Here is a 13,754-nt window from a genome sequence, read left to right as displayed (position 1 = left end):
TTTGCAAAAATAGGAACAAGAGTTGGGTAAACAAAAGACTGCACTGTTTCCGATCGGGGCGCAATCAGGTCCAAGGTCGCGGTGCCTATCAGGCCTCCGCGACATTCAGGGTAATGTCGGCCATATCGAAGGCTTCCAGCGTTAGATCAGACAAACGCACAACGGGCAGGCCGTCTACGCGAACCACCAGATCATCCTCGTCTTGTTCGATTGTAACCTCTGCATCTTCCGCCACATCCAGATCCAGGCTGTCGATCCCCGTCTCAAAATCGGTGATGGTGGGCGGTGTGTCGCCCCGGGCATCGGCAAGAACCTCGAACAGGTCTGCGCCGTCCCCACCTGTTGCGCTGTCCAGACCGCCAAGGATCAGCGTGTCGTCGCCTGCGCCGCCGCGTAGATCGTCCGCCACCGCGTCATCCACAAACATGATGTCAGTCGCGTCATCGGACATGGGCTGCGGGCCCGAATCGATGTCCGCAGTGACAGAGATCATGCGCCCGCCAAACAGGGTATCGTCCCCGGCGCCGCCGTCCATCGTATCTTCGCCCAGACCGCCCGCGATGGTGTCATCTGTTGTCGTTCCGGTCAGGTCGTCGTTGTTTGGTGTCCCAAAGATCAACTCTGCCTCGTCCTCCGAAACAGCTGCCGGGTCGGTCGCTGGATCGCTGAGTGCAGGGGCAAGTGTATCGGTGTCCTCCGTCTGTGCGGCCTGATCCGTGTTTTGAACCGGGTCTGCAGAGGCAGTTGCGTCGGTCAACGCCGGGGTCAATAAACCGTTGGTTCCATATACACCCGTCGAAGTGGCATCCGCGCTGCCTTGGGGGCCCAGCAGTGCAAAATCCAGCAAATCGCCATCACCTGCGTCGCTGTATCCGTCATCAGCCGGCGCGGGGCTGTCATCGTCCAAGGTGGCCGGGGCGTCGTCTCCGCCCAAGGTGAAGGACAGGGCCAAAGACCCCAAAGCCAAAAGTGCAAGTGTCCACATGATTACGGTCTCCGTATCAACAATCTGCGGTGATCATGCCTTTTGTTTTCGGTTTAATTACGATCCATTTGTGTCAAAGCCCGTACAATTGAGTGGCAGGCTCTTGCTCCGCGCCCGCGCCGCTGTCTGTGCCAAACGAAAACAGCGCGCCACGGGGGCGCGCTGTTTCAATGTGCAAGGCAGGTGCCTTAGCGGTTTTCGACGTCAACATAATCGCGGCTGGTCGGACCTTTGTAAAGCTGACGGGGACGCCCGATTTTCAGCTGTGGATCAGCGATCATCTCTTTCCACTGGCTGATCCAACCCACGGTGCGCGACATGGCAAAGATCGGCGTGAACATGGAGGTGGGGAAGCCCATCGCCTCTAGAATGATGCCGGAATAGAAGTCCACGTTGGGGAACAGCTTTTTCTCGGCAAAGTAGGGATCGGCCAGCGCGGCTTTCTCCAGCTCTTTGGCGACTTGCAGGATCGGGTTGTCCTCGATGCCCAGCAGGTCCAGCACCTCGTCCGCGCTTTCCTTCATCACGGTCGCGCGCGGGTCGAAGTTCTTGTAGACCCGGTGGCCAAAGCCCATCAGGCGGAACGGATCGTCCTTGTCCTTGGCGCGGGCGATGAATTCGGGGATCCGATCGACGGTCCCGATTTCCTGCAGCATTTCCAGACAGGCCTGGTTTGCGCCGCCGTGGGCTGGGCCCCAAAGGCAGGCGATGCCAGCGGCGATACAGGCAAAAGGGTTCGCCCCCGACGACGACGCCAGACGCACGGTCGAGGTCGAGGCGTTTTGTTCGTGATCTGCATGCAGGGTGAAGATCCGGTCCATGGCACGGGCCAGGATCGGGTCCACATGGTATTCCTCGGACGGGACGGCAAAGCACATGTGCAGGAAGTTCGAGGCGTAATCCAGATCGTTGCGCGGGTACACGAAGGGCTGGCCAATGGTGTACTTGTAGGCCCATGCGGCGATGGTCGGCATCTTGGCGATCAGGCGGTGGGACGCAATCTCGCGCTGGCGGGCATCGCTGACGTCCGTGCTGTCGTGATAGAATGCGGACATGGCCCCGACCACACCGACCATGACGGCCATGGGGTGGGCATCGCGGCGGAACCCACGGAAGAAGTTGGCCATCTGTTCGTGGATCATCGTGTGACGGGTGATCGTGGTTTCGAACTTTTCCAGCTCGGCGGCCGAGGGCAGCTCGCCGTACAGCAGCAGATAGCAGACCTCCAGGTAGTGCGATTTCTCGGCCAGTTGCCCGATGGGATACCCCCGGTGCAGCAACACGCCTTCGCCGCCGTCGATATAGGTGATTTCGCTGTCGCAAGACGCGGTCGAGGTGAAACCCGGATCATAGGTAAACACGCCCGCTTGCCCGTACAGCTTGCGGATATCCAGCACATCTGGCCCGGCCGTGGGCGAGAAGATGGGCAAATCGTAGCTCGCGTCGCCAATGGTCAGCGTCGCAGTCTTTGGGGTGTCAGCCATGGTTGTCCTTTCATCAGGCCACGCGACGGTCGCGTGGTCGGGTATACGGCGCCGCAGACCCGACCTGAAGGCCGGGACTATGACGTTGCGTCTGTGATCCGGGCCAGGGTCTCGTCTTTGCCCAGAACCAACATCATGTCGAAAACACTCGGTGTGACGGTCCGTCCTGCGAGTGCGGCGCGAAGGGGGCCTGCAAGCTTGCCGAAACCGATCCCGTGGGCCTCGGTAATGGTGCTCGCGGCGGCCTCGATCGCCTCTCGCGTCCAGCTAGCAGTTTGCAGGTGCGGCGTCAATTCTGTCAGTATGCCTTTGCATACATCATCAAGGTTTTTCTGCGCCTTCGCATCAGGCTGAATAGGGCGTTCCGCCAGTATAAACAGGGCCTTTTCCAGCAGAACGGGCAAGGTTTTGGCACTGCCTTTGAGGCAATACATCGCAGTTTGCAGGCCCTCGCGCTGCGTTGCAGAAAGGGCGGGGGCCCCGGTGCGGGCCAAAAAGTCCGCGCAGGCGTCGACCACTTCGGAGTCGTCCATGACCGCCAGATGTTGCCCCGACAGGTTTTCCAGCTTTTTCAGGTCCAGTCGGGCAGGGGCCTTGCCGATGCCGGACAGGTCGAACCACTCCAACGCCTGGGCATCGCTGAAGAACTCGTCATCGCCATGGGACCAGCCCAGGCGGGCCAGATAGTTACGGATGGCGGGCGCGGGATAGCCCATGGCGGCGTATTCCTCGACCCCGAGCGCGCCGTGGCGTTTCGACAACTTCTTGCCGTCGGCCCCATGGATCAGGGGAATGTGGGACCACACAGGTTCATCCCACCCCATGGCGGCGTAGATCTGGATCTGGCGCGCCGCGTTGTTCAGGTGGTCATCGCCCCGGATCACATGGGTCACGCCCATGTCGTGATCATCCACCACCACGGCCAGCATATAGGTGGGCGTGCCGTCGGACCGCAGCAGGATCATATCGTCCAGCTGCGCGTTCTGGATGGTCACGTCGCCCTGCACCTGATCGCGGATCACCGTGGCCCCCTCGCGCGGGGCACGCAGGCGGATCACGTAAGGCGCGTCCGGGTGGGTCGCGGGGTCCGCATCGCGCCATGGGGACAGGTACAGGGTGCTGCGCCCCTCGGCCCGGGCGGCGTCGCGGAAGGCGGCGATTTCATCTTGGCTGGCGAAACACTTGTAGGCCGTGCCATCTGCCAACATCTGGCGCGCGACCTCGGCGTGGCGGGGGGCTTGGTCGAACTGGCTGACCGCATCGCCGTCCCAATCCAGCCCCAGCCAGCGCAGGCCGGTCAGGATCGCGTCGGTCGCCTCGGGGGTGGATCGCGCGCGGTCCGTATCCTCGATGCGCAGCACGAACTTGCCCCCGCGTCCGCGCGCATACAGCCAGTTGAACAGCGCCGTCCGCGCCCCACCGATGTGCAGAAAACCTGTGGGCGACGGGGCGAAACGGGTCACGGGCGGCTGGGTCATCGGAATTAACCTTTCGGTAACCATGGGGGAAATAGAGTGTCGCGGTCCGTGTAGGTTATGCGTCAAGGGGACACAAGCGTGCGCGCCACCGACCACCTTATCCACGCCTTGCAGTCCCAAAGGGGGCACCGCCTGCCACAGGTGGCCGTTGCCTTTGGGGCGGGGATCGGCGCGTATTTCGCTTGGCCGGTAGAGCCGAGCGCGCCCGCGCTGGCCCTGATGGGTGTCCTCTGCGCGTTGGCCTTTGCCGCGGGATGGGTGGCACGGGGCAGTTGGGGGGGATCGCGGTGACCTGCGCGGTGTGCCTGCTGGGCGTTCTGGCCGGGGCGGCGCGGACTCAGGCCGTGGCCGGACCCGTGCTCGATTTCCGGTACTACGGCGCGATCGAGGGGCGGGTGGTGGCCATGGACCGTTCTGCATCGGATAAGGCGCGCCTGACGCTGGATACGGTCCGGCTGGAGCGGACATCGCCCGAACGGACCCCGCGCGGGGTGCGCATCTCGGTGCATGGGGACAGTGCCGCGATCATCCCGGGCCAGCGGATCATGACGACGGGGCACCTGTCGCCGCCCCAAGGCCCGACGGAGCCCGGGGGCTTCGATTTCCAACGCCACGCGTGGTTTCTGTCCTTGGGCGCAGTCGGCTATACCCGCAACCCGGTTGTGCTTGCGGCCCCGGCGGACGGGGCCATGCCGGTTTATTCCCTGCGCAAGCGCATGTCCGCCGCGCTGCAGGATCACCTGCCGGGCCAGACGGGGGCCGTGGCTGCGGCGCTGGCCGTGGGGGATCGGTCCGGTCTCGACCAACCCACGCTGGAGGTGCTGCGCGCCTCGAACCTAGCGCACCTGTTGGCGATCTCGGGCCTGCACATGGGGCTGTTGGCGGGGTTCGTGTTCATGGCGGTGCGCGGGGGTCTGGCTCTGGTCCCGTGGATCGCCTTACGCTATCCGATCAAGGTGTGGGCGGCCTGGGTCGCACTGCCAGCCGCTGGCGCCTACCTCGCCCTGTCCGGGGCCGCAATCCCAACGCAGCGCGCGTTTGTGATGGTGGCGGTCATGCTGGTGGCGGTGATTGTCGGGCGGCGTGCGTTCACCTTGCGCTCCATCGGTCTTGCCGCCCTGATCGTGCTGGCGTGGCGGCCAGAGGCGCTGCTGGGCCCGGGGTTCCAGATGTCCTTTGCGGCCACAATCGCCCTTGTCCTGACTTTCCGCGCCGTGTCTCTGCCACGCCTTGGCGTGCCGCGTTGGATCCTGCCCGCCGTGTCGGTCCTGCTGGCGTCTCTGGTGGCAGGGGCCGCTACGGCACCCTTCGCCGCCGCGCACTTTAACCAGATCGGGCAATACGGCACCTTGGCCAACCTGCTATCCGTCCCGCTGATGGGTGGGCTGATCATGCCCGCTATTGTCATGGCCGCGATCCTTGCGCCCTTCGGGCTGGAGGCATTGCCCCTATGGATCGCGGGTTTGGGCATCGACTGGATTATCGGTGTGGCCCATTGGATCGCGGGATTGGACGGGGCGCTGCGCCTGATCCCGGCACCATCGCCCGCGGTTCTACCGCTGTTCGCCGCCGGAGTGTTGTGGTGCGTCACCTGGGCCGGGCGGGCGCGATGGGCCGGGAGCCTTGCAGTGGCGGCGGCCTTGGCCTTGTGGGTCCAAACCCCGCGCCCCGTTGTCCTGATTTCCGAAAGCGGTGGATTGGTCGGCGTGCTGACCCCCGAGGGGCGCGTTCTGTCCAAACCGCGCGGGGACGGATTCGTGGCACGCAGCTGGCTGGAAAATGACGCGGACCCCAGGACGCAAGAGGCTGCCGCCACCGCTTGGACCCCAACGCTGACCCAAGCGTACCGCATTGCCACGGTCGGCGGACGCGGCTGGCAAGATCAGGCATTGGATGCCTGCGCTGCCGGTCTGTGGGTGGTTCTGAACAAGGACGCCGCTGGCTGCGCCACAATCGGGCCGGACCTGTTGCGCCGCACCGGCGCTTGGGCAATCATGGCGGATGGGGCAATCATCACGGCCCGTGACCATCAAGGACGCCGGCCATGGGTGCCGAGTGGGCCATCACCTGATCTGCCCAACCTGGCCGTTGCGCCGCAGCGGCTGGCGGGACCCTTGGATCAATAGGTGCGGATCAAACCCACCAGACGCCCCTGCACCTTGACCTGATCCTCTGGGATCATGCGGGTCTCGTAGGCGGGGTTCGCAGCCTCCAGCGCGATCATACCCCCGCGCCGGTAGTATTTCTTGAGGGTCGCCTCGTGCCCCTCGACCAGCGCCACAACGATTTCACCATTGTCGGCGGAGGTCTGTTCGCGGATCACGACCACATCGCCATCATTGATCCCGGCGTCGATCATCGAGTCGCCCTTGACCTCCAGCGCGTAGTGCTCGCCCCCGCTGCCGATCATCTGACCCGGCACGGCCACGTGGGTCGACACTTCCGAGATCGCCTCGATCGGGGTCCCGGCCGCGATGCGCCCCATGACAGGTAGCGATATCGCATCGGCGCTGACCGGCATCGCGCCCTTGGGCGCGGGTGCCTTGTCGCCCTCGATCACGCGCGGGGAGAAGCTGGACTTGCCACCAAGCGCCTCGGGCAGCTTCACGACCTCTAGGGCGCGGGCCCGGTGCGCCATGCGGCGGATATAGCCGCGCTCTTCGAGGGCGGTGATCAGACGGTGGATGCCCGATTTTGACCGCAGGCCCAGATGTTCGCGCATTTCGTCGAACGACGGAGGAACACCATCGCGCGCCATGCGTTTTTGGATATAATCCAGCAGGTCCAATTGTTTGCGCGTCAACATCCCCGCACCTCCGTGTAAAGCTGACTTGTGTGTTCGGGTCCTGTTCTACATGCGTTCTTCTTTTGTGTCAACGCCGCCGCACGCCACCAGATTTAGGGGGGCCAGATTTAGAGGGGGATCGTCTCTACGGTGTCGCCGGGGTGGGCGGCCGGGGCGTTCGGGGCACGCACAATAAGCGTGTCAGCGGCAGCAAGGACCGACAGCAGCGAAGAGTCCTGACGATCCTCGCCCCAAACCGTCCCATCCGCCCGCATCCGTGCGCGCATGTAGTGTTCGCGCGGACCGTTGGGGGGCAGGCTGTTGCCAAGGGGATGCTGCGTGCGGGCGCGCGGCCCGGCGGGCAGACCCTGAATTGCGTCCAGCAGAGGGAGGACAAATATCGACGTGCAAACCATTGAAGACACGGGGTTGCCCGGCAGACCGATAACGGCACTATCCCCAATCCGCCCCGCCATCAGGGGTTTGCCGGGGCGCATGGCAACCTTGTAGAACGCCCGTTCCATCCCCTTGTCGGCAGTGGCCTGCGCCACCAGATCGTGATCTCCCACGGATGCACCGCCGATGGTGAGGATCAGATCCGCGCCTTCGGCCAGCGTCAGGACCATGTCCAGACTGGCCAGCGTGTCGCGGGCGATGGGCAGCACGCGGGCGATCGCCCCCTGCGCCTCAACTTGGGTGGCGATGCCAAATGCGTTGCTGGCGATGATCTGATCCGGGCCGGGTGCTTCACCGGGCATGACCAGCTCGTCCCCCGTGGCGATGATTGCGACGGTGGGGCGCCGGTGTACCGGCACGACCGCGTGGTTCATGGAGGCCAGCAAAGCCACGTCCGAGGGTGTCAGACGGCGCGGGGCCGCCATTTCGTCGCCCTCGCCAAAGTCTACGCCTGCGGGCCGAACGTGGGTTTTTCTGTCCAGGCCGTCGGCCAGGGTAATGGTGTCGTCGGTGCGGGTGACATCCTCTTGAATGATTATACGGTCCGCGCCGGCCGGCACGGGGGCTCCGGTGAAAATACGCACCGCCTGTCCGGGCGTCAGGGTGCCATTCCAGCCGTGACCCGCTGCGGCCTCGCCAATGACCGTGAGGGTCTTGCCCGGTGCCCAATCCCGTGCACAGATCGCATAGCCGTCCATGGCAGAGGCCGCAAAGGGCGGCTGGCTGCGTTTTGCGTGCACCGGTTGCGCCAACACGCGGCCCGCCGCATGGCGCAGGGGCACCTGTTCAACCCCTGTGACCCTAGACAGGGCCAGGACATGTTCCAACGCTTGCGCGACAGAGATCACCGGGGCGCCTCGAACACGCCGGACTTGCCACCCTCTTTGCGCAACAGGCGGATATCGGTAATTTCCATGTCCTTCTGCGCCGCCTTGACCATGTCGTAGACGGTCAAGCAAGCGGTGGTGACAGCCGTCAACGCCTCCATCTCAACTCCGGTTTTGCCGCCCGTCTTAACCGTGGCTGTAACGCGGATGCCAGGCAGGGCTGCGTCAGGCGTCAGATCCAACGCGACCTTGGTGATCGGCAGGGGGTGGCACAGCGGGATCAGATCCGCCGTGCGCTTGGCCCCCATGATGCCCGCAATGCGCGCAACGCCCAAGACATCGCCCTTTTTCGCCTCGCCCGATGTAATAAGATCAAGGGTTTGCGAGGACATCTTCACGTAACCCTCGGCGATGGCCAACCGCGCTGTGTCGGCCTTGCCGGACACATCCACCATATGCGCCTGCCCGTCGCCGTCGAAATGGGTCAGTTCAGACATTAAATCCCGCCTTTCAAAGGGTTGGCCAATAAAGCTCGCGTTGCAGCAGTGACGTCCGCTTGCCGCATCAGGCTTTCACCGATCAGGAAGGTGCGTGCGCCGTAGCGGGCCATATCGGCGAGGTCTTCGGGTGTGAACAGCCCCGACTCCGACACCAGCATGCGTTCGGCGTCCGCCATGCGGGCAAGCTGACGGGTGGTGTCCAAGGTGGTCTCAAAGGTATTGAGGTCGCGATTGTTGACACCCAACAGGGGGATTTCAGGACCTTTGCACGCTCCAGCTCTTGGGCATTGTGTACCTCGACGAGGACGTCCATGCCCCAATGCTCTGCCGCGGCTTCTAGGTCTTGGGCTTGCGCGTCGGACACGCTGGCCATGATGATCAGGATGCAGTCGGCCCCAAGGGCGCGCGCTTCGGCGACTTGGTAGGTATCGTACAGAAAATCCTTACGCAGGCAGGGCAGGTCCACGGCGTCACGCGCGGCGACCAGATAGCTGTCGTCGCCCTGAAAACTGGGACCATCGGTAAGCACGGACAAACACGTGGCCCCGCCCGCTTCGTAAGCCTGCGCTAACGCTGGTACATCGAAGTCGGCGCGGATCAATCCCTTGGAAGGACTGGCCTTCTTGATCTCGGCGATCAACCCGTACCCCTCGCGGGAGGCGGTGCGCAGGGCGTCGAAGAACCCGCGCGGGGCACTGGCCGCCTTGGCGTCGGCCTCCACCTCTGCGAGAGGCTTTGCCTCTTTGCGGGCGGCGACCTCTTCCAGCTTGTAGGCTTTGATCTTCTCAAGAATGGTTGGGGTGCTCATGAGGCCTCCGATGTGAGTGTGGCAAGTCCTTGGACCTTGGCCCGGGCGGCGCCGCTATCGATGCTTTGTTTCGCAAATTCAACGCCTTCCGTCAAAGACTTCACCTTGTCCGCGACCATCAGGGCGGCGGCAGAATTTAATAGGACGGCGTCTCGGTACGCCCCGGTCGCCCCCTCCAGTAGGGCCTGGAACGCCACCGCGTTTTCCTGTGGCGTGCCGCCCAGCAGGTCCTCAAATGGGTGGACCGGCAGGCCCGCCTCCTCGGGGTGGATTTCTCGGTCGATGACCTGACCGTCCTCCAAGGCGGCAACCCAGGACACGCCCGCCACGGACAGTTCGTCCGTGCCGTCGGACCCGTGGACCAGCCACGCTTTTTCGGACCCCAACGCCAACAGGGTTTCGGCCATAGGCCGGATCAGCTCGCGCGAAAACGCGCCGGTCAACTGCCGCTTGACGCCAGCCGGATTGGTCAGGGGGCCAAGGATGTTGAAGATCGTCCGGGTGCCCAGTTCCGCCCGCGTGGGCATGACATGGCGGATCGCAGGGTGGTGCATGGGGGCCATCATGAAGGCGATGCCCACTTGTTCCAGGGCCCGTTCCACCACATCCGCGCCGACCATGACGTTGATCCCCATGGCCCCAAGCGCATCGGCCGCGCCGGATTTTGACGACAGATTGCGGTTGCCGTGTTTGGCCACGGTGACACCCGCACCAGCCACTACAAAGGCCGTGGCGGTCGAGATGTTCAATGTGCCCTTGCCGTCGCCCCCGGTGCCCACGATGTCCATCGCGTCTGCGGGGGCAGTGACAGCGTTGCATTTGGCACGCATCACGGCGGCGGCGGCGGCGTATTCCTCGACCGTTTCGCCGCGCACGCGCAGGGCCATCAAAAGCCCGCCGATCTGGCTTGGGGTGGCCTCTCCCTCAAACAGGGCGTCGAAGGCGGTTTCGGCTTGGTCTCGGGTCAGGGGCCCCTCGGCGGCAAGGCCGATCAGCGGTTTCAAACGGTCGCTCATGCGGACACTTTCATCAGGTCTAGGAAGTTCTGGATCATCGCGTGCCCGTGTTCGGAGGCGATGCTTTCAGGGTGAAACTGGACCCCGTGGATGGGCAGGTCCCGGTGGGCCAGCCCCATGATCGTACCATCCTCAAGCTGCGCGGTGACCTGCAGGCAGTCGGGCAGGGTGGCGCGGTCCACGACAAGGCTGTGGTAGCGCGTGGCGTTCAAGGGGTTGGGCAGGCCCTTGAACACGCTGCTGCCCTCGTGGTGCATGGCGCCCAGCTTGCCGTGCACGATCTCGTCGTGGCGCTGCACCGTGCCGCCAAACGCTTGCCCGATGGTCTGGTGGCCCAGGCACACGCCCATCAGGGGCGTGCCGGTGTCCGCCGCCGCGTGCACCATGTCCAGACAGATGCCAGCCTCGTTCGGTGTGGCAGGCCCTGGGGACAAAAGGATCGCATCGGGGTTCAGGGCCATTGCGGCCTGCACGTCCAGTGCATCGTTGCGCACCACCTTCGAGGTCACCCCAAGCTCGCCTATATAATGCACAAGATTGTAGGTAAAACTGTCGTAATTGTCGATCAGCAGCAGCATTCGGCCGTCCTTCCCAAAGGGATGCAGGAAGGGGGTGCCCCCCGCCCGTTGTCGCGGTATAATTGCCCAGAGCATTGCGTCAGGGTCAAGGGCCACAACGGTCCACACGCCCCGGCGGTCCCGATTTGGGGCGCAAAGGCAGGTAAGGAGCGGACCATGGGTCGTGGATTTCTAGGCGGCATCCTTTGGGGGATTATTTTGGTGGGGGGCGGTCTGGCCGGTTTGTCCCTTTTTGCGCCCCTGCCAGAGGAGCGCGTGGCCGAGGCCCCTGTGATCGCGGCGGAGGAGGCGGCGGTGCCAATCCCCGGCGCGTCGGAGTTCAACCAGCCGCCCTTGGATGAGACGCCACCCGTCCCGGACGTGGACATTGCGCCCGAGGCGGCGACCCCTGCAGCCCCCGCAACCGAACCCGCCACCAGCCCTGCGCCGGACACAGCGCCCCCCGCTTTACCCGTTGCCACTGACGAGGCCCCGGTGGTCCGCGCACCGGTGGAACCCGATGCGCCCGATGTCTCGGCCACCATTGACCCCGGCCCGCCCCCTGCCGAGTTCCAGCCGGGCCCCCTAGAGGTGACTTTGCCCGAGATCGTAGAGCAACCCGAGGCGGAGGCCGCGCCGGCCATTGAGGATATCGCCGTGGCAGAGGGGGCCGAAGACCCCTTGGCCCAGATCGCGCAAGCGGAGCCTGTGGCCCCAGCGGTGACCGAGGAACCGGTGGCGGCTGAGGCGCCCGTCGACGCGGCGCCGGAGGGAGAGGCCGCGCAGGCCACACCCGTGATTGAAACGACACAAGAACCGGTGGCCCCGGAACCCACAGCCCCCGCCGCCCCGCAAGTCGTTGTACAAGCGCCGGTGCCGGGTTTCATCACGCCCGAGGGGACCGTGGAAACGCAACCCGTTGCCGAAGAACCCACCGCGGCTGTCACGGGCCCCGCCCTTGTGGCCAATGCAGTTCCGTTCACGCCGGACCCCAGCTTGCCGCCGTTTTCCATCGTGTTGATCGACACACCCGAAAGCCGTTTGGACCGCAGCAATCTGTTGGGTTTTCCCTTCCCTGTGGCCTTTGCCATTGACCCCGCTGCCCCCGATGCGGCGGAGGCTGCGCGCACCTACCGCGATGCCGGATTCGAGGTGGTGATCCTTGCGGACGGTCTGCCCCGCAGCGGCGCGCCCGCTGATTTCACCGCAGCCTTTGCTGAGGTGCAGCAAGTGCTCCCCGAGGCTGTGGCGATTTTAGATGCGCAATCGGGGTTTTTGCAGCGGACCCGTTCTGCCCTTGAACCCATGCTGGACGAAATGTTGGCAAGTGGGCACGGCGTTTTGTTCTATGAAAGCGGGCTGAACACCGGTGTCGCGGACGCGCGCCGCGAAGGGGTGCCGGCGGCCACCATCTATCGCCTGTTAGACGCAGAGCGAGAGCGGGCGACGGTCATCACCCGCTATCTGGATCGCGCCACCTTCGTGGCCCGGCAAGAAGGCGCAGCACTGGTCGTCGGGCGCACCTTTGCGGATACGGTCACGGCGCTGTATTCGTGGCAAGCGTCTGACCGAACGGGCGGCGTGCAAATTGCCCCTGTCAGCCACCTGCTGCGCACCATCGGCGCGCCCTAGCGGTTATTCGGCCGCGAGGGTGCTTTTGGTCAGGTGGTCTTCGACCATGCCCGCGACCCAATCGTGGAATACGTGGGTCGGGCCGTCCATCGCGGGGGAGAATTTGCCACCGTCAAAGGTCGGAGCGTGGCGGCCGCGCTGCATGCCTTCGACGACGAAAACATCCTCTTCAAACACGCCGCGCCAAAGGTCCGTGTTTTTGGCGCGCAGGGCCGCGTCTGTGTCGGGCTGGGCGTAGTAGATATGCACATGCTCTAGGGTGCGGTCATGGGCGACGGGTTCAAGAATGATCGCATAGGCGTGGTCCCGGTGGACCCCCAGTAGGACGTTTGGAAAGGCCGTGATGTATTCCGCGGCCGTGTCCCACTTGGGCGCAAGGTTCTTGAAGTCGGGAAAGGTCTGTCCATCCTCGCCCTGCAACTGGCGATAGACTAGGGTGCCCTGGCCGGAATAGCGACCCCGTTCCTCGATATGGTAGTGATCTTCGAGGCGTGAGTAGCTGTTGAGACCCGGGTGCACCCAAGGCAGGTGATAGCTTTCGCAATAGTTTTCCACCGCCAGTTTCCAGTTGGTTTGGACGGGCAGGGTAAAGGTGCTGTCGGGCCCGCCGTGGTATAGAGGTTGGTCAAACTCTGCCCAGCGTGCGATCAGGTCGGCGTTGGCTTCGGCAAATGCGGGCGCGTCGCCCGAGATGTTCACGAACACCACATCCCGCCAGATGGCACTGCGGATCTCGATCAGGCCAAGGTCATCGCGCTTGATATCGGGGTGCAGGTTCTGGCCCGGGCCGCCCACGTGGGGGGTCGAGACCAGCTTGCCCTTGGTGGAATAGCACCACGAATGATAGGGACAGCGGATCGCGCCCTCGATCGTGCGCGGGGCATCCACAAGGATCATGCCCCGGTGGCGGCAGATGTTCTGGAACACCCGGACATCGCCGTCCTTGTCGCGCAACAACAGCAGGGGATTGCCCAGAAAAGAGATCGGATAGGCGTCGCCCGGCTCTGGCACCTGAGCGGCGACGCCAATGGCGGACCAACCGGCGTTCAAGACCGCTTCGTTTTCGAACGCAATCGTTTCGGGGTCGGTGTAATGGGCGTTCGGCAGGCCACGCGCCAAAGCCACCGTGGTGCGAACAGCGGCGAGATCCGTGATAGACATGCAACCCTCCCAAGTCTTGGCTTGGCATGATGGTTACAAACGTCATGCGCGCGCGCTTGCACCAC

Annotated in this window: 11 protein-coding genes and 1 pseudogene; 2 read left to right on the top strand and 10 right to left on the bottom strand. The window is 64.2% G+C overall.

Features of this window, described 5'->3' with window-relative positions:
* Positions 1-88: 88 nt before the first annotated feature.
* From ACZ1G0_RS09180 to gltX, 3 genes are all read right to left on the bottom strand, one after another.
* The gene (locus tag ACZ1G0_RS09180) at positions 89-985 is read right to left on the bottom strand and encodes a calcium-binding protein (RefSeq protein WP_472736669.1); all 897 of its coding nucleotides are present in this window, start codon (positions 983-985) and stop codon (positions 89-91) included.
* Between the two features lie 188 nt (positions 986-1,173).
* A complete protein-coding gene (gene gltA / locus ACZ1G0_RS09175) occupies positions 1,174-2,469 on the bottom strand; it encodes a citrate synthase (protein WP_472736668.1) in 1,296 nt (431 codons plus the stop codon).
* A gap of 77 nt (positions 2,470-2,546) precedes the next feature.
* Positions 2,547-3,947, bottom strand: coding sequence for a glutamate--tRNA ligase (gltX, locus tag ACZ1G0_RS09170; RefSeq protein ID WP_472736667.1), 1,401 nt, complete (start codon positions 3,945-3,947; stop codon positions 2,547-2,549).
* A gap of 254 nt (positions 3,948-4,201) precedes the next feature.
* Here gltX and ACZ1G0_RS09165 point away from each other — a divergent pair, with 254 nt between their 5' ends.
* Positions 4,202-6,073 (top strand): ComEC/Rec2 family competence protein, encoded by a 1,872-nt coding sequence (locus ACZ1G0_RS09165; protein ID WP_472736666.1) that lies wholly within the window; start codon positions 4,202-4,204, stop codon positions 6,071-6,073.
* Here ACZ1G0_RS09165 and lexA read toward each other — a convergent pair.
* The 6 genes and pseudogenes from lexA to ACZ1G0_RS09135 all read right to left on the bottom strand — a co-directional run bounded on the left by lexA (position 6,067) and on the right by ACZ1G0_RS09135 (position 10,917).
* Positions 6,067-6,753, bottom strand: a complete 687-nt coding sequence (gene lexA, locus ACZ1G0_RS09160) for a transcriptional repressor LexA (RefSeq protein WP_472736665.1) — start codon at positions 6,751-6,753, stop codon at positions 6,067-6,069. The genes ACZ1G0_RS09165 and lexA overlap by 7 nt on opposite strands.
* A gap of 107 nt (positions 6,754-6,860) precedes the next feature.
* Positions 6,861-8,036 carry a molybdopterin molybdotransferase MoeA gene (locus ACZ1G0_RS09155; protein WP_472736664.1) on the bottom strand — a complete coding sequence of 392 codons (1,176 nt, stop codon included), beginning with the start codon at positions 8,034-8,036 and terminating at the stop codon, positions 6,861-6,863.
* Entirely contained in the window at positions 8,033-8,512 is a 480-nt protein-coding gene (gene moaC / locus ACZ1G0_RS09150) for a cyclic pyranopterin monophosphate synthase MoaC (protein ID WP_472736663.1), read from the bottom strand. The genes ACZ1G0_RS09155 and moaC overlap by 4 nt, the downstream gene beginning before the upstream one ends.
* Positions 8,512-9,323: pseudogene (trpC, locus tag ACZ1G0_RS09145) on the bottom strand (indole-3-glycerol phosphate synthase TrpC). Before trpC ends, moaC begins: the two are co-directional and overlap by 1 nt.
* Positions 9,320-10,339 carry an anthranilate phosphoribosyltransferase gene (gene trpD, locus ACZ1G0_RS09140; protein ID WP_472736662.1) on the bottom strand — a complete coding sequence of 340 codons (1,020 nt, stop codon included), beginning with the start codon at positions 10,337-10,339 and terminating at the stop codon, positions 9,320-9,322. Before trpD ends, trpC begins: the two are co-directional and overlap by 4 nt.
* Positions 10,336-10,917, bottom strand: coding sequence for an anthranilate synthase component II (locus ACZ1G0_RS09135; protein WP_472736661.1), 582 nt, complete (start codon positions 10,915-10,917; stop codon positions 10,336-10,338). Before ACZ1G0_RS09135 ends, trpD begins: the two co-directional genes overlap by 4 nt.
* Positions 10,918-11,073: 156 nt before the next feature.
* Between ACZ1G0_RS09135 and ACZ1G0_RS09130 the strand changes: the two genes are divergently transcribed.
* On the top strand, positions 11,074-12,528 hold the full coding sequence (locus ACZ1G0_RS09130) for a divergent polysaccharide deacetylase family protein (RefSeq protein WP_472736660.1): 1,455 nt from the start codon (positions 11,074-11,076) through the stop codon (positions 12,526-12,528).
* Positions 12,529-12,531: 3 nt separating this feature from the next.
* Here ACZ1G0_RS09130 and ACZ1G0_RS09125 read toward each other — a convergent pair whose 3' ends face one another.
* On the bottom strand, positions 12,532-13,689 hold the full coding sequence (locus ACZ1G0_RS09125; protein WP_472736659.1) for an aromatic ring-hydroxylating oxygenase subunit alpha: 1,158 nt from the start codon (positions 13,687-13,689) through the stop codon (positions 12,532-12,534).
* Positions 13,690-13,754: the final 65 nt, after the last annotated feature.

The sequence above is a fragment of the Thalassobacter sp. HA4-2 genome, from assembly GCF_055693705.1.
Note: the sequence above shows the minus strand (reverse complement) of the source record. Positions and strands in the feature narration are given on the sequence as shown.

Coding starts and splice junctions, on each gene's coding strand:
- ACZ1G0_RS09180 (WP_472736669.1), bottom strand. CDS start 985: ATGTGGACACTTGCACTTTTGGCTTTGGGGTCTTTGGCCCTGTCCTTC.
- gltA (WP_472736668.1), bottom strand. CDS start 2,469: ATGGCTGACACCCCAAAGACTGCGACGCTGACCATTGGCGACGCGAGC.
- gltX (WP_472736667.1), bottom strand. CDS start 3,947: ATGACCCAGCCGCCCGTGACCCGTTTCGCCCCGTCGCCCACAGGTTTT.
- ACZ1G0_RS09165 (WP_472736666.1), top strand. CDS start 4,202: ATGGGTGGCACGGGGCAGTTGGGGGGGATCGCGGTGACCTGCGCGGTG.
- lexA (WP_472736665.1), bottom strand. CDS start 6,753: ATGTTGACGCGCAAACAATTGGACCTGCTGGATTATATCCAAAAACGC.
- moaC (WP_472736663.1), bottom strand. CDS start 8,512: ATGTCTGAACTGACCCATTTCGACGGCGACGGGCAGGCGCATATGGTG.
- trpD (WP_472736662.1), bottom strand. CDS start 10,339: ATGAGCGACCGTTTGAAACCGCTGATCGGCCTTGCCGCCGAGGGGCCC.
- ACZ1G0_RS09135 (WP_472736661.1), bottom strand. CDS start 10,917: ATGCTGCTGCTGATCGACAATTACGACAGTTTTACCTACAATCTTGTG.
- ACZ1G0_RS09130 (WP_472736660.1), top strand. CDS start 11,074: ATGGGTCGTGGATTTCTAGGCGGCATCCTTTGGGGGATTATTTTGGTG.
- ACZ1G0_RS09125 (WP_472736659.1), bottom strand. CDS start 13,689: ATGTCTATCACGGATCTCGCCGCTGTTCGCACCACGGTGGCTTTGGCG.